This is a genomic window from Streptomyces sp. NPDC055287, assembly GCF_053646035.1.
In genome coordinates, this window is record NZ_JBSHNE010000041.1 from 1 (window position 1) to 23,492 (window position 23,492).

Annotated in this window: 20 protein-coding genes and 2 pseudogenes; 16 read left to right on the forward strand and 6 right to left on the reverse strand. The window is 72.1% G+C overall.

Annotated elements, in window-relative coordinates; translation table 11 throughout:
* Positions 1–289 precede the first annotated feature (289 nt).
* From ACWIHY_RS34065 to ACWIHY_RS34075, 3 genes are all read right to left on the reverse strand, one after another.
* Positions 290–3,364, reverse strand: a complete 3,075-nt coding sequence (locus tag ACWIHY_RS34065) for a protein kinase domain-containing protein (protein WP_454380264.1) — start codon at positions 3,362–3,364, stop codon at positions 290–292.
* Positions 3,365–3,676: 312 nt separating this feature from the next.
* The gene (locus tag ACWIHY_RS34070; protein ID WP_454380266.1) at positions 3,677–4,306 is read right to left on the reverse strand and encodes an IS3 family transposase; all 630 of its coding nucleotides are present in this window, start codon (positions 4,304–4,306) and stop codon (positions 3,677–3,679) included.
* Positions 4,303–4,629 (reverse strand): transposase, encoded by a 327-nt coding sequence (locus ACWIHY_RS34075; protein WP_454380268.1) that lies wholly within the window; start codon positions 4,627–4,629, stop codon positions 4,303–4,305. Before ACWIHY_RS34075 ends, ACWIHY_RS34070 begins: the two co-directional genes overlap by 4 nt.
* Before the next feature lie 327 nt (positions 4,630–4,956).
* Here ACWIHY_RS34075 and ACWIHY_RS34080 point away from each other — a divergent pair, with 327 nt between their 5' ends.
* The 7 genes from ACWIHY_RS34080 to ACWIHY_RS34110 all read left to right on the forward strand — a co-directional run bounded on the left by ACWIHY_RS34080 (position 4,957) and on the right by ACWIHY_RS34110 (position 9,598).
* Complete coding sequence (locus tag ACWIHY_RS34080) at positions 4,957–5,277, forward strand: hypothetical protein (RefSeq protein WP_454380269.1); 321 nt, start codon at positions 4,957–4,959, stop codon at positions 5,275–5,277.
* Between the two features lie 216 nt (positions 5,278–5,493).
* The gene (locus tag ACWIHY_RS34085) at positions 5,494–6,177 is read left to right on the forward strand and encodes a hypothetical protein (protein WP_454380270.1); all 684 of its coding nucleotides are present in this window, start codon (positions 5,494–5,496) and stop codon (positions 6,175–6,177) included.
* Between the two features lie 217 nt (positions 6,178–6,394).
* Positions 6,395–7,027: a hypothetical protein gene (locus ACWIHY_RS34090; protein WP_454380271.1), complete on the forward strand. Its 633-nt coding sequence runs from the start codon at positions 6,395–6,397 to the stop codon at positions 7,025–7,027.
* Between the two features lie 304 nt (positions 7,028–7,331).
* The gene (locus ACWIHY_RS34095) at positions 7,332–7,781 is read left to right on the forward strand and encodes a hypothetical protein (RefSeq protein WP_454380273.1); all 450 of its coding nucleotides are present in this window, start codon (positions 7,332–7,334) and stop codon (positions 7,779–7,781) included.
* Positions 7,782–7,963: 182 nt separating this feature from the next.
* The gene (locus ACWIHY_RS34100) at positions 7,964–8,269 is read left to right on the forward strand and encodes a hypothetical protein (RefSeq protein WP_454380274.1); all 306 of its coding nucleotides are present in this window, start codon (positions 7,964–7,966) and stop codon (positions 8,267–8,269) included.
* Positions 8,270–8,549: 280 nt separating this feature from the next.
* Positions 8,550–8,906 (forward strand): hypothetical protein, encoded by a 357-nt coding sequence (locus tag ACWIHY_RS34105; protein WP_454380275.1) that lies wholly within the window; start codon positions 8,550–8,552, stop codon positions 8,904–8,906.
* Between the two features lie 209 nt (positions 8,907–9,115).
* A complete protein-coding gene (locus ACWIHY_RS34110; protein WP_454380276.1) occupies positions 9,116–9,598 on the forward strand; it encodes a hypothetical protein in 483 nt (160 codons plus the stop codon).
* 69 nt (positions 9,599–9,667) lie between these two features.
* Here ACWIHY_RS34110 and ACWIHY_RS34115 read toward each other — a convergent pair whose 3' ends face one another.
* A complete protein-coding gene (locus ACWIHY_RS34115) occupies positions 9,668–10,438 on the reverse strand; it encodes a hypothetical protein (protein ID WP_454380277.1) in 771 nt (256 codons plus the stop codon).
* A gap of 433 nt (positions 10,439–10,871) precedes the next feature.
* Between ACWIHY_RS34115 and mobF the strand changes: the two genes are divergently transcribed.
* The 6 genes and pseudogenes from mobF (at position 10,872) to ACWIHY_RS34145 (ending at position 20,241) form a co-directional block, all read left to right on the forward strand.
* Positions 10,872–15,569: a MobF family relaxase gene (gene mobF, locus ACWIHY_RS34120; RefSeq protein WP_454380278.1), complete on the forward strand. Its 4,698-nt coding sequence runs from the start codon at positions 10,872–10,874 to the stop codon at positions 15,567–15,569.
* 12 nt (positions 15,570–15,581) lie between these two features.
* Positions 15,582–16,310, forward strand: coding sequence for a hypothetical protein (locus tag ACWIHY_RS34125; protein WP_454380279.1), 729 nt, complete (start codon positions 15,582–15,584; stop codon positions 16,308–16,310).
* Positions 16,311–16,448: 138 nt separating this feature from the next.
* Positions 16,449–17,021, forward strand: a complete 573-nt coding sequence (locus tag ACWIHY_RS34130; RefSeq protein WP_454380280.1) for a hypothetical protein — start codon at positions 16,449–16,451, stop codon at positions 17,019–17,021.
* 163 nt (positions 17,022–17,184) lie between these two features.
* A pseudogene (locus tag ACWIHY_RS34135) lies at positions 17,185–18,628 on the forward strand (IS1380 family transposase).
* Between the two features lie 516 nt (positions 18,629–19,144).
* Positions 19,145–19,669, forward strand: coding sequence for an RNA polymerase sigma factor (locus ACWIHY_RS34140; protein ID WP_454380281.1), 525 nt, complete (start codon positions 19,145–19,147; stop codon positions 19,667–19,669).
* 2 nt (positions 19,670–19,671) lie between these two features.
* A complete protein-coding gene (locus ACWIHY_RS34145; RefSeq protein ID WP_454380306.1) occupies positions 19,672–20,241 on the forward strand; it encodes a hypothetical protein in 570 nt (189 codons plus the stop codon).
* A 111-nt stretch (positions 20,242–20,352) separates the two neighbouring features.
* Here the strand turns inward: ACWIHY_RS34145 and ACWIHY_RS34150 are convergent.
* Positions 20,353–20,508, reverse strand: a pseudogene (locus ACWIHY_RS34150) (transposase); the annotation flags it as partial.
* Positions 20,509–20,552: 44 nt separating this feature from the next.
* Positions 20,553–20,825, reverse strand: a complete 273-nt coding sequence (locus tag ACWIHY_RS34155) for a hypothetical protein (protein WP_454380282.1) — start codon at positions 20,823–20,825, stop codon at positions 20,553–20,555.
* Between the two features lie 342 nt (positions 20,826–21,167).
* Between ACWIHY_RS34155 and ACWIHY_RS34160 the strand changes: the two genes are divergently transcribed.
* From ACWIHY_RS34160 to ACWIHY_RS34170, 3 genes are all read left to right on the forward strand, one after another.
* Complete coding sequence (locus ACWIHY_RS34160) at positions 21,168–22,727, forward strand: hypothetical protein (RefSeq protein WP_454380283.1); 1,560 nt, start codon at positions 21,168–21,170, stop codon at positions 22,725–22,727.
* Between the two features lie 145 nt (positions 22,728–22,872).
* A complete protein-coding gene (locus tag ACWIHY_RS34165; protein WP_454380284.1) occupies positions 22,873–23,208 on the forward strand; it encodes a hypothetical protein in 336 nt (111 codons plus the stop codon).
* Between the two features lie 42 nt (positions 23,209–23,250).
* Positions 23,251–23,409: a hypothetical protein gene (locus ACWIHY_RS34170; RefSeq protein WP_454380285.1), complete on the forward strand. Its 159-nt coding sequence runs from the start codon at positions 23,251–23,253 to the stop codon at positions 23,407–23,409.
* Positions 23,410–23,492: the final 83 nt, after the last annotated feature.

The following is a 23,492-nucleotide window of genomic DNA, read 5'->3' on the forward strand; positions in this document are numbered from 1 at the left end:
CCGGAGAAAGCCATTCCCCGCCTACAGGATGAAAGCCTCAGAGCAGGGCAGGGACGAGGGCTTCATATAGGGCTAGACCTGCATAAACGCCCTCTTATGCATCGATCGCGAGGCCGGGACTCAGCGGTGGCGCGGGGGCCGGAGGGGGGCGGCCAAAACGATCAAAAGGCAGCCGGTCGGATGGTGCTGCCGACGGCCCTTCGAATGTTCGCGCCGCCCCACTTGGGCGGCGACGCGTAGGGGGCGTACGCCCCGGGCGCGCAGCCGGCCCGGGCGGCCCCGCCCGCACTCACCGCCCGAACCCCCGCTCGGACCCACCGCCCACCACGATGGCGGTGAGCTCGGGCAACGCCAGGACCAACCGGTTGCCGACCAGGGCGGCGGGGCGTTCGCTGATCCCGGAATGCTCCCACCGCCACAGCTCCCGGCCGGAGCACACGTCGAGCGCGGTCACGAACGGAGGCAGGCTCCGCCCGCGCCAGTTGCGGCCCCCGTCGGCGGCCTTCACGTAGAGCGCGTCGTCCGCGATCCCGACCAGCTGGAGCGCACAGCGTTCGCCGCTGCGGGAGGTGAGCCGGCGGGTCCAGAGCCGGTGCGCGCCGGTGTGGTCCCGGGCGCCGACCTCGTCGCCGCCGTCGACGATGCTGTGGGCCTCGTACCGGCGCTGGTCGTCGGCGAGCAGGTGGAGTACGGACGCGGGCGTCGGCACGGTGTCTGCGCCGAGTTCCGGCCGCTCCGAGCGGCCCGTTCGCCTCGCCGCCTTGGGCGACTCGCCCGGGATCCAGGGGGCACCACCCACCGCCACTTCGCCCAGCATGCGACCGGTCGCCGGGTCGAGGCGCATGGCGCGGTTCCCGCGGGCGTGCACCAGCACCCCGTCGTGGAGGAACAGCGACGAGTCGCCGCGGCGCCGCGGCAGGTCGGTCCACCAGCGGATCCAGCCGTCCTCGGCGTCTCGGGCGAGCAGCCGCACCCCGGGGGCCCTGTTGGCGTGTTCCACGGCCACGTATACGGTGCCTTCCGCCGCGCAGACCCTGATGCGCGGGGAGGTGGCCCAGGGCTCGGCGGGTACGCCGGAGTCGGCGGGCGCATGCCAGATCGGGCGGCCCCGGTCGGGGTCCATGGCATTCACCGCTGATCCGTCGTACCAGACGGCCCGGTCCGGTCTGGCGACACAGATCCCCGCCGGTTTGCTGCTGGTTCGCCATAGCACCGTCCCCGCCGCGCCGTGGGCGGGGGGCGGTACGGAGACGGTCGGCGCCGGTCGGGCGGTGGTACCGGGGTCCCGCGCCGGCTCCGGCAGCCACGGCGCGTCCGGACTGCCGGTGCAGTCGCGTGCCACGGCGAGCAGGGCCAGGGCCCGCTGATCCGGGCGGGGCAGGGTCCGGGCGTGTGCCGCCCGCCGCTCGGCCGCGGCGGTGTCCAGCAGCGGCGCTTCCGGCGGTGCGGGCGCCCGTTCGGCCGCCGCCAGTGCCAGGAGCAGCGGGTTGTCGAAGGGCGGCGCGCCAGGGTCACCGGCGAGGGCCCGCTCCAGTCCCTCGGCGTTCTCCAGCGCCGCGGCGGCCTTCAGCGGGCGGCCCTCGCGCACCTGTTCCTCGGCGTACGCGCGTATCCGCGCGACCTGGTGGCCGACGACCTCCGTGACGGCGGCCCGTGCCCGTGCCAGGGCGGCCGTGCGCTGCTCGGTCGGGGCGCCTACGGCCGCCGCGACCGCACCGCACAGGGCCGTGGCCCGCAGCGGCCGGTCCTGGATGCCGGAGGCCAGCTCCACGGCGGTCGGCAGATCTCGCTCGGCGTAGGCGCGCGCGAAGTCCGCGAGCGCGGCCTCCCGCTCGTTCGCGTCTGTGATCCGGCTCAGCCACGTCTCGGCCCGCTCGGGGTCGCGGTGGGCGATGGTGGCAACCGCGTGGCGGAGCACCGCTTGCCCTTGCCTGTACGAGTCCTCCTGCCGGTCGAAGCGGCGGACCGCGGCCTCGGGGTCGAGGAGGGCCAGCACCTCGTCGATGACGTGCCGGCCGCTCGACCAGTCGAAGGCACCCGCGTCCTCGAGGGCACGGGCCTGTTCAGCCTCGTTCAGCAGGCGCGCGGCCCGGGGAGGGGACCCCTGGGCATACCGTCGGGCGAGCCCGGCCAGCGCGCCCGACAGCGACGAGCCGTCCCGCCTGCCCAGGTCCCATGCGAGGCGCTCGGCCTGCGCCAGTAGGGACTGGGCCGCGACCTCGTCGAAGCGGGCGGCGGCGTCGGCGGCCGCGCCAAGGATCTCCACCTGGTCGCCGGAGCGCATCTTCTGCCCGGCCGCCTCCCGCACCGCCTCCTCCAGCAGCGCGCGGGCCAGGTCCGGCGAAGGCCCGGGCGGGGCGGCCGGGGGCGCCGTCCCGGCCGACACCACACCCCCGGTGCCGGCCGGCGGTGCTGTCCCGGTCGGCATCGGGGGAGGCCCGAAGACCCCGAGCCCCGGGGAGGGGTCGTGGAGGGTCTCCACGTAGTCCGCGGCCACGGGTCCGGCGGCGGGGACCACAGCCGGGGCCGTGCCCGTGGCCAGGGACCTGAGCCGTTCCGCGACCGCGCCCGCCGACTCGGGTTGCGCGTCCGGCTGTTTGGCCAGAAGTTCCGTCAGGAGGCGGGCCAGGCCGGGGCCGGCTGGCCCGGCGTCCGCCGTAGTCCCGGGAGGCAGCTCGGGCGCAGGATCCGAGACGTGCCGGACGGCCAGCGGTACTGGTGCGCCATGCCCGAACGGCGGCGTTCCGACCAGCAGCTCGTACAGGACACAGCCAAGGGCGTACAGGTCGGCGGGCGGGCCGACGTCCTCGCCCCGGCACTGCTCGGGGGCCATGTACGCGGCGGTGCCCAGCACCCAGCCGCTGCCGGTCAGTCGGGTCTCGCCGGCCGCGCGGGCGATCCCGAAGTCGCAGATCTTGACCCGGTCACCCGGCTGGACGAACAGGTTGGCCGGTTTCAGGTCCCGGTGCACCACGGTCTGCTCGTGCGCGGCGGCCAGCGCCTCGGCCACCTGCGTAAGCAGGTCCAGCGCCCGCCCGAGCGGGAGCAGCCGGCCGGAGGCCGCGGCTAGCACGGCACCCAGGTCGGCGCCCTTCAGCAGCTCCATCACCAGGAACAGCAGTCCCTCGTGCTCGCCGACGTCGTGGACCACCGTGATCCCCGGATGGCGCAGCCGCGCCGCGATCCGGGCCTCGCGGCGGAACCGTGCGTCCGCCTCGCCGCCGTCGAGCTTCGCCAGCAGCAGCTTGACCGCCACCCGCCGGCCCAGAGACAGGTCGTGCGCCCGCCAGACCTCGCCCATCCCGCCCGCGCCCAGCCGCGCCTCCAACTCATAGCGCCCCGCCAGCCGTTCCCCCACCCGCATCCATACCCCCGCATCGTCCGTGTCTGTCCGTGCGCCATACGTCCTTCGAAGTACTCGACGTGCAGAGGGGCATTGTCCCCGCCCGGGTGCCGAATTGTTGCGGCGTGAGGAAATCCGCCGGTCGGGGCGTAGGCCCTTCCCGTTACAGGACGAACGGGGCGACCGACCATCGACGGCACCACAGACATGTGCCGGGCGGGCCCCGCGGGAACATCCGCAGGGCCCGCCCGGGCGATCGATTCCGGCGCTTCTTGAACCGGGTGGGATCAGGGAGCCGCCGACCCGGGGGCGCCGGGGGCGCGGCGCACTTCCTCAGCGGCGTCCTGGCCCACCTGGCGCAGGCCCTCCGCCGTCTCCTGGCCGGCGCTCTGAGCGTGGGCCTGTCGCCTCCGCAGCTTCCTCGGCGGTGCCTTTCACCGCTTCCACAGCCTGGGCCGCAGGCTCCCGCGTCTCTTCCTTGACCTCCTGGGCTGCTTCGACGACCGTCTGCTTGACGGGTTCCAGCAGCTCATCAGAGTGCTCGCGCAGCTTCTGCCCCGCGCGTTCCTCCGCCTCGGTGGTCGGCAGGAGAGCGGCAGTGAGCATGCCGGCGCCGAAAGCGATCAGTCCCGCGCCCAGCGGGCTGTCTTGCGTCTGCCGCTTCACCTGCGAAGGCGCCTTCCCCGCGAGGTCGGCCTCGCGCATCAGGCGCTCGACCCGTTTGCGGCCCACATGGACGCCCTCGCGCTTGAGCACGGCATGCACGCGAGGCGAGCCGTAGATCCCGCCCGAGTCGGCGTGGATCCCCTTGATCTGCTCGGTGAGTTCCCTGTCCCGGCGCACGCGTTCGCACGGCTCGCGCTCGGCACGGCGCCAGCGGTAGTACGTCGAGGAAGGGACGGACAGTTCCAGCAGTACGGGCTCAACCCCCAGGTGCGGGTGCTCGTCGAGGAGCGCCGTCACCTGGGCCGGGTCGGGTCGAGCTGGGCCGCGAAAAAAGCCGAGGCCGTCCGCAGGACCTCGTTCGCCCCCTGGAGCTGGGCGTTCTCCTTGCGCAGCGCCGCGAGCTCGGCGCGTTCGTCGGTGGTCAGCCGATCATCGCGCTCGCCGGCATCGGCCTCGGCCTGGCGGATCCAGCCGCGCAGGGCCTCCGGATGCACGCCGAGGTCGACGGCCAGTTTCTTGATCTGCGGCTTCGGATCGGAGGTGCGGTACATCCGCACCGCACGGTCACGCAACTCGAGCGAGTACTTTCTGGGGGCAACCCTGGTCGATGTTCCTCTCATGCGTCCCATCTGACCCGCTGTCAACTCTCCTCGCATCTCGGGGGAACCTCAGACCACCGCACCCGTCCTCACCCTGAACGCCGAACACGCAGCCGACGCAGCCCACCTCCAACCGGCACCGGCCTCGCGCCCCGGACACCCGTCCCGGCCCGGGGCCGTCCCACTCCCGCCCTCTCCGGCCCCCCGCCTCCCCGCCGCGCCGCCCCCGCATGGTTGCGGCCCTTGCCCCGCGCCCGGTCACGGTCAGCGCACCCGCCCCGGGGGAGCGGTGACCACGACCCTGCCCCCGCCGGGCCGCCACCCCTTTTCGAGAAGCGGAGCATCATCATGGCCACCACCTCACACAGCACCACCGGCACGGGCACCGGCACCACCACCGGCACGGGCACCGGCATCGGCACCGATCCGCTGTGGCAGAACCTGGCCGACGCCCTGAACGCCCTCATCGCCGCCGGACGGTTCCCCGACTTCCACGACCTGTACGGGACGCGGAACGACTGGCAGCACCAGCCGTACGCCACTACCGCCTCCCATGCTGACGCCCCGTGGGTGGTCTTCGACCTGTCGGCTCGGCAGTTCACCGTGTCCAGCAGGGAGCGAACCCTCAGCGGTGAGCACTCCCAGCGGCCCCCGCGTAAGCGCCGCTGACCTCGCACGCCCCCCGAGGGCCGCCCGACACTCCCTGCGCATACCGCACCCGCCCAACCCATTTCCACGCCCGTACGAGTTGCGGCTGTTGGGGCATGTCCGGTCATGGTCAGCGCATCGGCCCCGGGGGAGCGGTGACCACCACCCCGCCCCCTGCCACCCTGCCCCCTGCCCGGGCCCCTTTTTCTGTCTTGCTCACCCCGTCTGGAGACGCCCATGCCCACGAGCCCCCTTGCTCCCACGCTCCCCGCATGCGTGACCGTCGTCATCTGTGCCGAGTGCGGCACGCACCCTTTCACCGCCGCCCCGGACAACACGTTCCACTGCCCGTGCGGCAGTTGCATTACCGCCCGGGACATCGACCTGGACGGCGAGACCGTATGGTGCGTGACCCCGGCCGGGCACGTGGCCTTCCTCCCCGACCCCGCCGCCGTATGGGAGCGGTACGTTCAGGCGCGCACCGTCATGGAGGACCCGGGCCAGTGGGGGCCCGCGCTGGACGACGCGCACCGTGCGTTCCTTCAAGCGCTCGCCGAACTGAATGCCGCGCGCACCCTCGGTGTCCCGCTCCCGGCGTTCGGGGACGTGCAGATCGGGCGCGTCTACCTGGCGTGTGTGCTGAACGCCGACGGCACGCTCAGCGACTCCAACGCGTACGGGCTCGGGTGGGAGTGCGAGGCGTGCGCGCCCCGGGCCACCGACCCGCACTTCCAGAAGCGCTACCCGTGCCGGAACCCGCGCGGCCACGCCTGGCGGCAGGTCACCGACTGGGAGCAGAACGTCAACGGCCGCGACCACGAACAGTACGTCGTGCTGTCTCCGCTCGCCCCGGATCTCGTCACCGCACGGGGGAAGGCCGCCGAGACATGCGCGGCCCGCGCCGCCGTCCGCGCCGCGTAGCCCCTCCCTCCCCCCAGGGCGCGGCACCTTCGCCGCGCCCCGTTCACCCCGCCCCCACCGACGCCCCGTTCTGAATCCCGGCCGCCGGACCGCCCCTCACCCCCGGGGCGGTCCGGCACCCTGGCCGCGCCCGTCCGGCCTCCGGCCTCGCCAGCCGTGCCGCCCACCCCAAGGCGGCCCCCCACCCGCCATCGGCCCGCTGAAGGGAACCCCACTCATGCGCACCTACGCCACCGCCCAGCACACCGGAACCGACCCCGGCCAGTGCGACGCCACCGCCGTCCGCAGCGCCCCGGACGGAACCCGCGCGTACGTTCTCCTGGACGGCATCGGCCGACGCGAGACAACCCACCGGTGGGCTCTCGGCGCCGCCCGGCAGATCGCCCGAACCGCCGCCCGCCGGGGCGACGCGGAGGCCGGGCTGCGGCACGTGTACAACCTGTGCCGGGAGGACGCCATCCACTACGGATTGAGCGACAAGGCGGCGGCCGTGGTCGCCGTCAAGGCCCCCGGCAAGCCCCTGACGGTCGCCTGGTGCGGCGACTCCCGCGCGTACCTGATGGAGCGTGGGATCGCGGTGCGCCTCACCGAGGACCACAACAAGCGCCGCGTCTACCCCCCCCCACCGCCACCTATCCGTACGGCGGCAACCGGAACCACATCACCTCGTTCCTCGGCTCCGACGCCACCGACGAGGACAGACAGCGCCGGTACGGCCACCCCGCGATCGAGACCGCCACCCGAGAGATCACCAGCCCCTGCCGCCTGCTGCTCGCCTCGGACGGCGCGTACGAGCCCCACGAGGACGCCCGGTACTGCCTGTTCACCGAGTGCGACGGCGACGACCTGATTCCCACCGTCCGGGACCTGGTGAACCTGGCCGTCGACACCGCCGTCAAGACCAGCCGCTCCCTCGACCCGAACCAGGTCTACGCGGACAACGCGACTGCCCTCCTGGCCGACCTGACCCCCTGACCCGGCCGACCCCAGACCGCATACCCGACGGCCCGCCCCCGGCCACACCCCCGAGGGCGGGCCGTCCCGCGTTGCCACCCCGCGAACCCCCACACCCATCCGAAGGCGTTGCCTCACTAACCTCCCGGCATCCCACTGTCCATCCCATCAACCAGCCGCGCTCTGATGGGAGTTCCACCGTGACGACCGCCGTGACCCGCCCCCTCACCGTCACCGCCCGCATCACCACCCCCCACACCACCCCCGCCCCGGCCGTGTACACCGCCACCGTCTACATGAACACCGCGCCCCGCAGCTTCGACGGCTACCAGCACCACCAGCCGCTCGCCGAGGCCACCCACCCCGACGGCAGCCCCCTGCGCTTGGCTTTCCACGCCAGCTCGCGCATCCGCAGCCATGAGGCCGCCGCCGACGCCGCCTTCACCGTCGGCAACGACCAGGGCCACGACGACAACGGGCAAACCTGGCCCGCCGACATCCGCTCCGTCTCCGTCGGCGACGTCATCAAGGTCACCGGCCCCGACCACTGGATCGTCTGCCTCAGCGTCGACTCCACCGGCTTCTCCGCCATCCCCGAGCCCACCGCCCTGGTCAACCTCACCGGGACCCGCGCCACCAGCCGCCGGTGACCCCGCGCCCGGTCCGCGTGCGACCCCGCACCCCCGGGGCGGGGGGTCGCACGCGCGCGACCCCGCCCGGCCGGCCGGTTGCTGCCCTAACCCGCTGCGCCCCGACAGTGAACCCGCACCCACCCCCGGTTGCCCGCCGACTCCCGGCAAGGGCCACCAGCACCCCCTGAAGGGACACCGCCATGACCGCCAAGAACCGTCTCACCCTGAACGCCCAGCATGCCGCTGACGTGGCACACGAACTGTTCGAGGAGATCCGCAGGGCCGCATGGGAGAAGGCATCCGACGACCCCGACGACTACGACCTCATGATCCGGGTCAACGACATGACCCCCAGCGACGCCCTCGCAGCACTCAACGACGCGAACCTTCCCTCACACCTCACAGGGCCCATCGCCGCAGCACTCGCACTCCTGGCCCCCGACACCTACGCCTCCCACGCCGACCAGACCCCTGCCAGCGGCACCCCCCTCACCACCGCCAACTGACCACCGCCCCACACCCCACACCCCGGCCCCGCGCCCCGGACACCCGTCCACCACGCGGGGCCGACCGTTCCCCGGCGCAGACCCGGACCGCCCCCGCGACCCACCCCGCCACCCCGGCCCGCACCCCAGCAGACAGCGCCGCGACGCCCTTGCGGGCCTAACCCGCCACCCCCACACCGTCACCCCACACGCCGCGCCCGCACCACGCCGGGCCGGACCTCACACGCTGCGCCCGGACCACACCCCGGGCCCGGCCTCAACCAGCGAAAGGCACCCGCCCATGCCAAACAGCACCCCCACCAACACCCCGACCGTCACCGTCGAAGACCTTCCCCTCACCCCCGCCGCCCCCGCCGGTCCGGCCGGATCCATCACCCCCGGCCGCCGCGTACGACTGATCCACATCAAGCCCGTCTGCCTGGCCAACCTCACCGGCACCACCATGCCCCTGCCCGCCGGAAGCAGGAGCACGACCCGTCTCGACGTCCTCCTCGACGAAAGCTCGACCGAAGCCCTGCGCCAGGACTACCGGGTCGACAACACCAACAAGGTCAAGCGCCCGGGGCCCGACGTCAAGCGATTCCGCCTGCACGGCATCCCCACCGGCAGCATGATCCTCGCCGAGAACGACAGCTAACCCCCCCGCCCCACCCCCCAGCGGCCCCGCGCCCGGACACCCGTCCCGGCGCGGGGCCGCTCCGCGTTTCCCGCCTCAGGCGCCCCCACCCCAACCCGCATCCCGCCTCCCGGCACCCGCACACCCACCCGACCCCGCACGCCCCCCAGGCCGCCTACCGTCCAACCGAACCAGCAGGCACGCCACTACCAGAAAAGGGGGGGAGCGCCGTGAAGCACGAGTCCACCATCAACGAACTCGCCACCATGCACGGCCTGTTCAGCACCGTCGACCACATCACGGTCCCCGAGACCGACCCCAACACCGGCACCATCGAACACGTCACCCTCCCCCCACCCCTCATCCGGCGCAAACAACTCCGCGACGACACCACCCTCTGGATCCTCACCGCGCCCGGCATCAACGAACGCATCCACGTCGCCGACCACGCCCCCGTCACCGTCTACCTCAAAACCCCCGACCCCACCCGCCCCACCCGCCCCACCGGCCACCACCCGCCCCAAGCCGCCCCGCAGCACGGCCCCGTCGACGCCGTCTACCACCCGGGCACCGCCCCCCACCAAGCCCCCACCGACACCGCCTGGCAACAACAACAGCAGCAGCCCGCCCCGACCCACCAGCACGCCCCGCAGCAGCCGGCCGCGCCCCAGCGGCGCCCCACCCCACCCTGGAACCAGCACCCCCAGAACTAGCCCCCACCCACCCAACGGCCCCGGCCCCCGCACCCCGCGGGCGCCGGGGCCGTCGGCACGCCCCAGCACTCAGCCAGCCAACTCCGGCCGCCCCGCCCCCGCCCCAGGCACCGACCCGCCACCCGCCGGTGTCCGCACCGGCCCGGCCGCAAGCCCGACAGGACCGCCGCCCGGGGGAGCGGACGCAACGCCCGAGGGAGCGGGGGCAACGCCCGGGGGAGCGGGCGATACAGCCACCGGCGGCCCCGCCGACTCCCGACCAGCCGGCGCCCCAGTACCGCGCACCGGCCCGGCACCCCCCGACACCGGACCCGCGCCCTGCCGCTCCCGACCCGATCCCAACCCCGCGCCCGACCCCGACCCTTCCTCGGCCGCCCCAGCCGCCCCGTCGGCAGTCGTCCCGGCGGCATCCTCCCGGCCCAACCGGCGCAGCTCCTTCACCCGGTCCACCCCCACCCCCAACCGGCGCGCACACCCCGCCACCGTCTCCCCCTTCTCACCCATCGCCACCACCACCCGCGCCGCGACCACCCGCGCCTGACGGACCCGCACCTGCCCACGCTCCCGCACCCGCTGCAACTCCTCCTCCACCCCAGCCGCGATCATCTCCTCGTCCTCCCGCGCCAACTCGAAATCCACCACCAGCTCATCGAACTCCGCCTCCCGCCGCCGCCGCTCCTGCTCCACCAAAGCCGCCGCCCGCCGCTCCTCAGCCACCCGCGCCGCGGCCCGCTCCAAAGCCGCCCTGCGCCGCGCCAACTCCTTACCGCCCCGCGCCCTGCCCTTGTCCGCCGCCACCGCAGCCACCTCCCAGCCAACCGGGGCCCGCCCAACGCGCACCCACCACCCGGCAGTCTCAGCCGCCCCCACCGCCCCCAGGCGCACCCGCCCACCCGCGTCCCACGCGGTAGCACGCCCGTCGCAGCCCCCGGTCCCGCCCACGGGACAGCCCCTCTCCCCAGGGAACTGGGAGAGGGGGACGGATGCCGCTCGCCGCGCCCCGGTGGTGACCGGTGGTACGCCCTCCCTTGGTGCCCGATGGTGAACGCGGAGTGGGGAGGGGACGCCGGTCGGCTGTGGTGGCGGTGCAGTGGTCCCCGGTCGGTGGAGCTGGGATGCCGCACACCTCTAGCACTTTTGACGCGCACCCCGCCCCAGGCGTGGCTTTCCCTTCTGGCGGGACGCGTCCGATGATTCCTGTCCAGGGCCCTGGGACGTTCCGGGCCGCGTACGGCCAGGGTTCCTTGCGCTCGGGTCGACTGACGTGGTGGGGATGACGGCGAAGGGGATCACGGCCAAGGGCTACCGCTACTACCGGCGCAACATCGCGGCCGGCGCCGGCGCCCAGGGCAGCGAGCCGACCGTGTCCTCCAGCGCTCCCGGGGTGCCGCACGGGGTCTGGCACGGACAGGCCGCCCGCGCCCTCGGACTCGCTGGCGTGGTGACCGAGCCGCAGATGCGCGCCCTGTTCGGCCTCGGCATGCATCCGGACGCCGAGGCGATCGCGGCCCGGGAGTTGGCCCAGGGCACCTCGCTCAAGCAGGCCATGAAGGCGGCCAAGCTCGGGCCGGCCGTGCCCCGACTGTCCGAACTCTCACCGCTGGACCAGCAGATCGAGCAGGTCCTGCAGCAGGCCGCCGAGCAGCTGTGCCGCCCGCTGACGAAGGCGGAGACCCAGCAGCTGCGCAACCGCACCGCGGCGCTCGCCTTCAAGGCCGAGTACCACCGGGCGCCGGCCGACGGGGCCGAGCTCGGCCGCTTCCTGGCCGCGCGCAGCGGCCCGCAGCGCCATGGGCGCACCGGCTACGACCTGACGTTCGCCTCCGAGGAACTGTCGCTGCTGTTCGCCCTCGGCGACCCCGAGGTCCGGCGCATCGTCCTGGAAGTTCTGGCGCAGGCCCGCTCGGAGACCGTCAGCTGGCTGGAGCACCACGCGCTCGCGGTCCGCACCGGCCCAGCCGGTATCGCCCAGCAGCGGGCCGAACCGGGTCTTCTGGCCACGGTCTACCTCCACTACGAATCCCGCGCCGGTGACCCGATGCTCCATGAGCACGTCGTCATCAGCCCGCGGGTCAAGGGGCCCGACGGGCGCTGGCGCAACCTCGACACCCGGCTGCTCATGAGGGAAGTGGTAGCGGCCAGTGAGCTGTTCAACCAGCGCGCCCTTGAACTGATCTGCGACCGGCTGGGCCTGGCCGCCGAAGAGGTCGAGGTCACCCCCGGACAGCGCCCGGTCATGCACATAGTCGGCATCGACCGCCGGATCCGTACCGAGTTCGCGCAGCGGGCCAGCACCGTACGCACCATGGCGCAGGGCTTGTTCGACGACTACCGGCGCCGCCACGGACGCCAGCCGGACCCGGCGGTGCGCACCCGCCTGCAGGAGCAGGCCACGTTGATGACCCGACCGGCCAAGCGCAACGCCCGGTCCCTGGACGACCTGCTGGCCACCTGGCGGCGCCGCGCGATCGCCGCCACCGACCGCGCCACGGTCGACAACCTGCTCGCCACCGCGCAGACGGCAGCCGCCAGGCATCAGCCGGCCGTCACCGGCATCGACGTGACCAAGGCGGCCGAGGAGGTTCTGGCGGCCGTCACTGAACGCCGGACGTCCTTCCGGCGCCGCCACGTCCTGGCCGAAGTCCGCCGCTACCTCATGCGCACCCTGCTCGGGGCGACCGCAGAGCCGCAGCTCGCCGAGCAGATCACCGACCAGGTCCTTACGCACGCCGACTGCCTGGACATCACCCCGCCCGAGATCAACCCGCCCCACCCCGAACTGCAGCGCACGGACGGCACCAGCATCTACCGGCCCATCGGCTCGGCTACCTACACCACCCACTCGCTGCTGGCCGCCGAGAACCGTCTGGTGGCCGGTGCCCGCGCCCGGGTGATTCCGCCCGTGGGACGCGGCACCTTCGCCCGCACCGCTGCCCTGCACCGCGGGCCCATGGACGCCGGGCAACGCGCCCTGGCGGCTTCCTTCGCCCTGTCCGACCAGCTCCTGCTGGCCGGACTCGGCCCCGCGGGTGCGGGGAAGACCACGGCCATGCGCCTGGTGGCAGGCGCCGTCGATGCCGCAGGTGGGCGCCTGATCCCGCTCGCCCCGTCCTCCCGCGCGGCGAAAGTCCTGGGCACAGACCTGGGGCGGCGGGCCCACACCCTGCACTCCTGGCTCCACCAGCGCGCCCGGGCCGACGACGACAAGCCCGTGGAAAAAGACTTCTGGCTGCGCCCCGGTGACGTCGTCCTCGTCGACGAGGCAGGCATGGCCGGCACCCTCCTCCTCGACCAGGTCCTCGCGGACGCGTCCGCCGCCGGTGCCGTCGTGCGCCTGCTGGGCGACCCGCACCAGCTCGCCGCCGTCGAGGCCGGGGGAGCCCTGCGGCTCATCGCCCGGGCCGGCGGCGCCATCGAACTCAGCCGCCTGCACCGCTTCAGGGTCCCCGGCGAGGCGGACGCCTCCCTCGCCCTGCGCGACGGTGGGGACAACCGGGACGTCTTCACCTGGTACCGGGACAAGGGCCGGATCGTCGCCGGAAACCACGAGGCGATGTGCGACGCGGTGTTCACCGCCTGGGCCAACGACACCGGCAAAGGCCTCATCTCGCTGATGACGGCCGCCGACAACGCCACCGTCACCGCCCTCAACCTGCGGGCCCAGGCCTGGCACATCAACGCAGGCAACGTCGACACCAGCCGCACCGTAAAGCTGCGCGGCAGGCAGCACGCGCACGTCGGCGACATCATCGTCACCCGCCAAAACCGCCGCCGCATGACCGTGCGCGCCGGGCGGGACTTCGTGAAGAACGGCGACACCTGGACCGTCCAACACATCCTGCCAACCGGCGACATCGTGGTCCGCCACACCCAGCACAGCGGCCGCATCAAGCTGCCCGCCGACTACCTCGCCGCCCAGTGCGAGCTCGGCTACGCGAGCACCATTCACCGCGCCCAGGGCATGACGGTCGACTCCTCGCATGCCCTGGCCTCCGTGCGCTCCCACCGCGAGGGCGTCTACGTGCAGCTGACCCGCGGCGCGCGCACGAACCGCCTCTACGTCGCCATCGAGGACGGCGACGTCCTCGACGACGTCCTGGCCTCCATCGCCGCCCGCCGCGCCGCGCAGCTTTCCGCGACCGAGACGATCGCCGCACTGCAGCGGGAAGTCACCGCCCCGGGGCAGATGGCCGCCGAGTTCGCCGACGTCACCGAACGCGCCACCGCAAGCCGGCTGACCGGCGTCCTCGAGCACGCCCTGGGCCTGGACAGGGCCGCGATGTTCATGGCCGCCGACGCCTACCCCGCCCTGATCCGCGCACTCGGTGACGCGGAGCGCGCCGGATTCGACCTGCCCCGCCTCCTTCACCGCACCACGCACGGGCGCGGATTCGCCGACGCTGATGACCCGGCCGCCGTGCTGACCTGGCGGCTACGCGAACACCTGGCGGACGCGACCAAGGCCCAGCAGAGCAGCATCAACAGCCCCCTGGCCGCGCTCTCGCTCACCCAGCTGAACACGCTGCTCCGGCTCGCCGCCACGCACCGCGCCGCAGCCCAGGAGGCACTCAAGGCCGCCGACGCCGCCTTCACCCACCTGCCCACCCCCGTCACCACCCGCACCGGCCACACCCACCCCGCCTGGCCCGACCGCCCCCTCGGACCCCTTGCCCGCGGCGAACTCGCCGCCCAACTGACCGCCCTGCGCACCCAGATCCGCCAAGCCCAGGCCACCGGCATCCCCCTGTCTCCGGCCGCACGGGCGACCATCACCGACCTCACCCACGAAACCCAGCTGCGCCGCGCCCTGTCCTGGCGCGACCGCGCCCGCGAGGACTACCAGCGCGAACGCTCACCCAACCGGCCACAGGCCACCACCCAGTCACTGACCGCCACCCGCCGCGCCGCCGAGCAGCGCCGCGCCAGCACCGACCGGCGCCACACCTTCGCCCAGGCCGCTCTCGCCCGCGCCCAGACGGTCAGCGACAAGATCACAGCAGAGCTGCGGCTGCGCGAACGCCTCCCCGACCACCCGCCGCACCGCCCCAGCACCCAAGGCACCATCCCCGACTGGGTCGCCGACCGCCACGCCCTGACCCACCCCGACACCCCCCACCACTGGCGCGACCACCTCGCCGAACGCCACCGCATCCTCACCCGCTCCCTGCTGGAGCGCGGCCAGACTTTGGCCACCGCCCCGCCCGGCTGGGCTCGCCCCCTCGGCCCGCCACCACCTTTGCGTTCGCCGCGCCGTCGTGCCGCCTGGGCCACCACCTGCGCTCTGGTCGAGCTGTGGCGCACCCGCCTCGCCATCACCGGCGTGCCGGGACTGGGCCCGCGGCCCGCCGACCCGGAGCCGGCCGCGGCCTGGGACGACCTCGACGCCCGCATCCGCGCCCTGACCGGAAGACGCCGCCCGATACTGCACGCCCCGCCGCCCGGGGCAACCTCCGTGCAGGTCCTCGCCGCCGCCCTGGACCACCTCGACTCCCCGCCGCCAGCCGGGCCGCTGCCCGACCACCCGGCCCTGCGCGATCCCCTGGGAGTAGCCCCGCTCAGCTACGGCGCCCTCGATGCACGCCTGGCCCGAAGCGCGCTGGCCGCAGTCCTCGCCGGAGACAGCCCACCCGAGTCCTGGATGGAGGAGATCACCCCGCCCGGGGAGGACGCCGAGGACGAACAGCGCACCTGGACACGGCTGATCACCGTCATCACCGATTACCGGCGCCGCCACCACCGGGCCGGACCCGACGTCCTCGGGCCGCGCCCCCAAGGCCTGGCAGGGGAGGAATGGGACCACGTCACCGACGCGATCGACCTGTACACCCACGCCCGCGTCGAACGCCGCCTGGAGCAGATGCGGGCCCGCACCGCCGCTGCCCGGGCCGCCCTCCTGCCGCCCACCTCACCTCTGCACGCGCAGCCACAGCCGGACACACACCGGCCCGGCCACCGACCTCCGACCCTTTGAGAACGGACCATGATGACCGTCACCCGCCTGGACATACCCGACCACCTGCGCCCCCGTTGGGGCCAGCTGCCCCGCCTGGCCGCCCTCGCCCAGCGCCGCATGGGCCCTACGCCCATCCACCCCTGCACCCGGCCCGCCGCCCGCGGACTGTGGCTGCTCGCCCTCGCCGCCATGCACGCCGGAGGCCGCGTCCTCGCTCACGGCACCGCCACCGTCTCGGTCACCGGCCCCCGCATGCCCTGGCCCCGCCGCGCCGCATACGCAGGAGTCCTCCTGCTCGGCATGACCGTCCTCGTCACCTGGATCTGGCTGCCACTTCAGGCCGCCGCCTGGGCCGTCGCCCACGGAACATGGCTACTCGTGGCCTACGGGATCGCGTTCGCCGCGATGAGCCCCATGCTGGCCGAGACCGCCAACATGCTGCTGCAAGCCCGCGCGATCGTCCCCATGACCACCACCGTCCACCATCTGCGCAGCACCACCGGCGGCACCTGGTGGGAAGCCGGCACCCTCGTCGCCGAGGAAGACGACCCGATCTCGGCAGGCCGACTGGTGCACTCTGCACTGCTGCTGGCCGACACCCACCAGGCGGGGCTCGTCGTACTGCCCAACAGCCGACTCACCCACCGCGCCTACACACGCCGCGGGTTCACCCCCGGTCCCCTCAACCCGCGCATCCTCATCCGCCCGCCGCACCAGGCCACCCGCAACCACGACAGCAGCGCCATGCCAGCCACCTGAAGCCAGCTGTCCGTGACAGCGGACCACTGCACATGCCCGGAACCGCGCCCCTGCAGCCAAGAAACCGCTGCCCAACCGGCAGGGGAGTAACTCATAGTGGACCGACACCACCACAGCACGAGCGAACGGACCGACCGAGTGACGACCGCGCACAGCGAATCCTCCTCCGAACGCATCCCCGGACGGTCCTGGACCATCCGGCTCACCGGGCACGCCGACCGTTCGGCAACCGTCACCTGCAGCACCGCCGCATGCCGGATGCCGCCCCGCTCCAAGGCCCTTGCCGCGCTGCGCACCTTCGCCGCCCAGCACGTGGCCGCCCACGCCAAGGCCGCCACCATCCGGCCCAACGCCGCCTGCCACTGCCGCGCCGAACGCTGCGCCACCCACGAACACACCCGCGTGCACTGCGCCGGCACCGTCGTACTCATCCTGCGCCATGACCCGACCGTGGGCCGGGTGTGGACGCTCGAAGAGGTCTGCGAGAGCTGCGCCCCGCTGATGGGGAACGCCAGAATCCTCGCCCGCGCGGCATGGACGCGGATCCCGGCACCCGCAGAGGCCGCCAAGAAGATTGCGGTGCCCGCGCAATCCGGTGTGCCCGGCGGCTTCTTCTCCTCGCCCTCCGCTGCGCCCGCTGGGGAGCCCACAAGCCGTCGCCCCGGCCGCGCAGCGCGGCAGCCGCGTCGCGGCCCGGCACAGGGGCGCTGACCTGAGGGCCGATCCAATTGATTTCAGGTCGGCAGTTCAACTCCACGCAGCGCTTTGGCCCAACCGCCGCTAGCCTCGCCGTTTCTCTTGGGGACGGCTGGCTGTGGGGCGGAAACGCGAAAGTGCCTTCCTGACCTGGGACGATGAACCTTGCTGAGGGGTTCTGTCGGTCCAGGCGGAGGGCACTTTCTACGTGCAGGCTATCGGGTTACGTCCCAGGGTCCATGTCAGTGCCGATGGTTCGGGGGTGGTCGGTCATGCCGGGGCACGGCTGCTGGCCGATCTCGCTGATACCACCGGGCTCACCGCCGCGTGCCGCGTACTCCACCGCGCTCAGGCCGCTCCGGCCACGCGGGACCGGGCATGATCCGGGCCGGATCGCCACCGACCTGGCGGTGATGCTCGCCGACGGCGGCGAAGCCATTGCCGATCTGGCCGTACTGCGCGACCAAGCAGGAGTGTTCGGTTCGGTCGCCTCGACCCCGACGGCCTGGCGGCTGCTCGCCGACACTGATGAGAGGGCACTGTCTTCTCTGCGCTCGGCCCGTGCCCAGGCCCGGGAAGTCGCCTGGCTGCAGGCCGCCGAACAGGGCGAGGGCATTCCCGCAGCCCGGGCCGCGGGACGCATTCTGCCCGGGCTGGTCCTTGACCTCGACGCCACGCTGATCACCTGTCACTCCGAGAAAGAGCAGGCCGCACCCACCTATAAGGGCGGTTTCGGCTTCCACCCGCTGCTGTGCTTCCTGGCCAACACCGGCGAGGCACTGTCCGGCCGGCTGCGGCCCGGGAACGCCGGCGCCAACACCGCGAGCGACCACATCGCAGTGCTCGACCAGGCACTCGCGCAGATCCCCGACGCCCACCGGCACGGCACCGACATCCTCATCCGCACCGACAGCGCCGGATCCGCGAAAGCCTTCCTCGCCCACGTCCGTGACGTGCGGAAACGAGGAATCCGTACCTTCTTCTCCGTCGGATACGCCATCACCGAGCCGCTCCGCCGCGCCGTCCGGGCCATGCCCGACGGCCTCTGGCATCCCGCCCTGGACCAGGACGGGACACTGCGTGATGGCGCTGAGATCGCCGAGCTGACCGGCATGGTCGATCTGGACGGCTACCCGGCCGGCACCCGCATCATCGTGCGCCGAGAGCGGCCGCACCCCGGAGCCCAGCTGTCCCTGTTCGACCAGGACGAGGGCCTGCGGCATCAGGTGTTCCTCACCGACACCCCGTCCTGCAGTGGTGGTTCCGCCCAGTTCCTGGAGGTCCGCCACCGCGGGCATGCCACCGTCGAGGACCACATCCGGTGCGGCAAGACCACCGGGTTCGGCCGCTTCCCCTCCCGCGACTTCGACATCAACGCTGTCTGGCTCGAACTCAGCCTCGCGGCGATCGACCTGCTGGCCTGGACCCGTGTCCTGCTGCTGGACGGCGAACTCGCCACTGCCGAGCCGAAGAAGCTCCGCTACCGGCTGCTGCACGTCGCCGCCCGACTCACCCGCGGCGGCCGACGCCTGCACTTGCGCATATCGGCGACCTGGCCCTGGGGAAACGAACTGGCCGCGGCCTTCCACCGCCTCGCCGCACTTCCCCGACCTGCCAGCTGACCGGCAGACCCCTGTCCGCCCACGACCCGAAAGACCCTGGAGAACCCGACCACCGCGCCGGGACTCAGCCCTGCCCAAGCACCATAATCGCGTCGTCCACCCAACAACTGCTGATCAGCGCCGCCGCCTCATCCCAACCGAAACGGCGAGGCTAACCACGGCCGCCACTAAAGAATCTTGAGATTGGCCCCAACCGTTTCTCTCCAGCGAGCCTTCTAGACCCTGAAGACAAGGCGAGGAGAGCGAGACAATCGTGATGGGAGTCCTGTCCGTGGCAGCTTGCATCTTCCGCCGGTGCGGTGGCCTTTGGGCATACCTGACCGAGCGGACGAAGGGCCGCACCGCCGTCGAGCTGGAGCGTGAACGAAACGCGGCGACGGCCACCGTCATCCCCCTGTTGGCGCCTGGCACCGATTTCATGGAGACGGAACCAGGCGGCCGTACCCGGGTGATCCGCATGGCGCCGACGGGGAATCGTGTCGACCGCAGCGTCCCTCGGGCCGGTGAACTGCCGTAGTGAGCACGAGGGAGTTCCATGACAACGAGGTCATCGCGTTGTTCCGCCTGCACTCGGGAGCGATGCTCGGATCACTGATGCGAAAGGGGATCCCGCCCCAGGCTGCGGAAGAGATCGTCAACGACGTGTTCGCCGTCGTTCGGCGGAAGTGGCCTCAGGTCCGCGACGGCAAGCCGCTGTCCTACGCCTATCGGGTCGCGGATCGCCTCTGCGCTCGGCACTGGCGCACGAGCCTGGAGGAAGAGAAGCACCTCCACTTCGGAGAAGTGGAGGTCGCAGACAAGCGCGATGAGTTCGAAGCGTTGATGACGAAACTGTCGTTGTTCGAGGCCGTGAGAAGTCTTCCTCGACAACAACGCGAAGTGGTCCGCCTCCGCTATCTCAGCGAGTTCAGCACTAGGGAGACAGCGGAGAAGATGGGTTTGTCCGAGGGGTCAGTAAAGAGCCACTTGAGCGATGCCATCAAGGCACTGCGATCCAAGGTGGACGGCGGAGACGCGGACGAGGGAAGGGAGGCACAGTGAACATGGACCAGGAAGAGACTGGCTCGGACACCATCTGGGAAGACGAGCGCGTCTCAAAATTCGCGGAAGCCCTGAACCGGATGCACGATGATCCCGCCGAGGCTGCCCGAATCGACTCGATCATCGACGACTTCGAAGAGGACCCCGGTCATGCCGTGCCTGGCCACGCCGTCGGCGACGACCCTGCCCAGTCGGTAGTTGTCCACATCCACAATGACGGCGAGAACAGCTCAACCCACTTTTCGATGGGAACGACGCCAGACCCGGCAGTTCCGGCAGCTGAGCCCGAGGCCGAGGCTTCCAAGCCCAGGCCCACTCACACCTGGGACCTGCGGTTGTCAGCACTGCCGCTGGTCCTCATGGCGGCAGTGGCGATGGTCGCAATTCAAACGAGCGCCACCGAGTGGCTGAGCGCCAGCCTCGCGATGGGCTTCGCGATGACGTCAGCCTTCCAGATCTTCTGGGGAAACCCAAGCATTCGACGACGCACAGCCATCGAACGCGCGCACAGGCAGGAACGGAAAACGAGGTCGGGAGCTGAACGGCCAATGGGTGCCCGGCGGATCATGTGACTGTCGGGCTGGCGGGTCGTTGTGCACGGCATGGGGCGGGGTGATCTGACGAATACGGAGTGGGTGCGGCTGGAGCCGGGGGCCTCCCCCTGAGTGGTGGACACGCTCGCGCACGTCCCGCCACGGGGCGCCGGTCCGCGTCCGCCACCGTATGCCGTCGATCAGCTGTCGCCGCGTCCAGACCGGCGGACGGCCCGACTTGATGCCCGAAGGCAACAACAGCTCCAGCCGGGCCCACTGGCCGTTCGTCAGATCCCCACGTCCCACAGGACGTGATCATCCACGACCAAGATCCACTTTTGCAACAGGCCCTAGACGCTGAGCACGCCGATGGTGATGCTGCTGGTGAATCCAGCGGCGCCGAGGATCGTTCCGGTGATGGCGGTCCGCAGGCGGCCGGTGCCGTGATGCGCGTAGTGGATGCCGGTCACGCCGGCGATGAGGGAGAGCGGCCCGGCGATGACGGCGAACGCGAGCGCGGGCGTCCACAGGCCGACGATGGCGAATACCCCGAGGGCGACGGCGGTGGGGCCCAGTGCGACTGCGGGTGTGTCGGTTCGGTCGGGCGTGGTCGGCTGAGGCATAACCTGACTCCCTGTTTGAACGCGTTCAAATCGTAGGGAGAGCGTACCAACTCGGGTCAGAGAGCACTTGGTTGGGGGCTACGCGGGACGGGCCGCTGGTCGGGGGCTGTCCGCCACAGGCGGCAAAGCCGGGCGCGTCCAAGGCTCAGGACACGACCACGCCCGGCCGTTCGCTCCGCTGAGGCGCTCCCGCCAGGCGGGACGCCCACCACGAGGGTGCGTTGCTCGCTCCCGCAGGGCGGAACGCGCGGCGGCACTGCGGGGCATCACTGGCGGGCAAGCTGCGGCCAGCCGCCGTCCCCGGGCCGCGCGGCGCCCCGCCGCCGACCAGAGAGCCCCGCGATGAGCGAGCAGACCACGCCCCTTCACGACGACTTGCGCGCCTTGCTGACCCAGGCGAGGCCGGACACCTACGCCCTGGCATACGCGCAACCGGACACCGATCCGTTCGTACTGGGGGAAGCACAGGCCCCCGTGGTGGGGGAGACGGGCGCCGCCCGCACCGGCCCCGGCAGCCCTCACCTGGTCCTGGAAGAGCTCTGCAGCGGGCAGGAGGAAACCCTGCGCCGCTGGCTTCAGCTGGACGACGGACAGCGCCAGCTCGCCATCATCGGCACAGACCTCGGTGAACTGCGTGAGTACACGCCCGGTGAACTGACCGCGAGCCTTATGCACGAGGGGACGAGCAACGAGGCCCCGATCACCGACTGGCTGAGCGGCTGGCTCTACCGGCGCAACGCCGAGGCGCAGCAGGGAACGGAGCTCGGCTGGATCGCCGCGGCCGCCGCCTGGACCTGCCACATGCGGGCCTTCACCCCCTGTCCGCCGCCGACCGTGCTGGCCCAGAGCCTCACCCGGGCCGGCGGCATGGACGAGGCCACCGAGGAACTCGTCACCGACACCGGCCTGAAGACTGCCGATCTCCTGGACCGGCTGGAGCGCGTCTACCGGCCCCGCAGCGACCTGGTCGCAGACTGGCGCACCGTCGCATCACTGTCCCAGGACGTGCCGGCCCTGAAAGCGGGCGCCGACTGGCTGCTCGACCAGATCGCCCTGCGTGACGCCCACGCCCAGCAGTTGCGGGCCGTTCTCGAGCCGGACATCACCGATCACCTCAACGACCTCCGCCGCGCCGGCCAACGCGGCGCGCCCGCCCCGACGCTCGATGCGCAGCGCACCGCCCACCTCGCCCAGGCCCGCGAGACCGTACGGGTCTACACCGCCGCCGCCCACAGCGGCCGCGAGCAGGACGCCCAGCACCTGCTGGACACCTTCCCGATCCCCGCCCGCACCCTTCACACCAGCGGCCCGGCGCGCACCTGGCAACACCGCTCGGCCACCGCGCGGGAAAGTGCCGAAGACCTCGCCGCGCGACGGCAGGCATCGGTGGCCGAGGACAGAGCCGACTACTTCGCCGACCCCGAACGCCTGCACGCCGAGACCTCCTATCTGGCCGCCCGCGAGGGACAACTGCACCTCGTGCACGATGCGCTGGGCCGTCTCGCCCACCCCACCGCACCGCCCAACGACCTTCCCCAGGCACTCGCCGACGTCGCCGCCGCGCAGACCCGGCGCCGCCTCATCGAAGCCTTCGGCACCCCCGAGCGGGCCCTGCAAACCCTGGACGGCCGGATCAGCTACCTCCAGCAGCAGCCGATCCCCGCGCACCGGCGCACTACGGCCGGCCCAGAGGCCGAACTGCTGGTCCAGGTACGCGACCAACTGCAGGACCTCACTGAGCCGGAACCTCAGCTGAACGCGGACCGCATCCGCGCCCGCCTCGAACAGGCGATGGCACGCCCCACCCCGGCTGATCCCACTCGCCCCACCGCGGCCGCGCACGACCTAGCACACGCCCATGGTCTGTCGGCGAGCCCTTCCGCTGGCGGAGTGCAGCGGTGATGCCGCCCCAAGCGCGCTCATGCCGCGCTTCCTTGCTGTGCGTGGGGGGTGCCCCTATGCATTTCGTCAAGGCGGCCCATTAGCTTGCTGATACGGACTGGGCAACGCAGGGAGTGCAGTGGAAGCGGCAGGCAGAGGTTCGAAGGTGCGGACGGTCGAGGCGTGGCGGGATGTCTACGGCTTGCTGGATGCCGTTCGGCAGCGGCCGGGTGCATGGGTGCGTAATGGCTCGTTGAAGGAGCTGGCGCTGATGATGTTCGGGTATCACCTCGCTCTTCAGGTCCACGGTGTCGATGAGGTATTCGAGTTCCATCCAGGTGGTGGAGAGTTCGCTTCCTGGCTCAGCCGGACCCGCGGGTGGTCGATGGCGACCGGGTGGGACGGCGCGATCATAGAGAACTTGCCTGGAGAGCCTTCGCTGGATGCGTTCTTCCGGTTGTTGGATGAGTACCGAGAGTCCTCCGATCCTGCGGCGTTGTAGAAGTGCGGGCTGCTGTGCTCATGTGCTGTTGTGGCGTCGGGCATGGTGAAGCTGTACGTGGCCCGCAGGATCAGCGAGGGCAAGACCTCCCGCGACGCCCAGCGCTGCCTGAAACGAGCTGTCCGCCGTCAGCTTTTCAAGATCCTCGAAGGCTCAGAGCGAACCGTGAAGATCTCGTCCGAACAGCTTGACTCGATATAGCAGCCTCGGGGGGAGCAGAGGCGGAGCGCCGACCTATATCGGGAGGCGGTGCGGCGGGGGATACGGGACACTCGGCCGGGTGA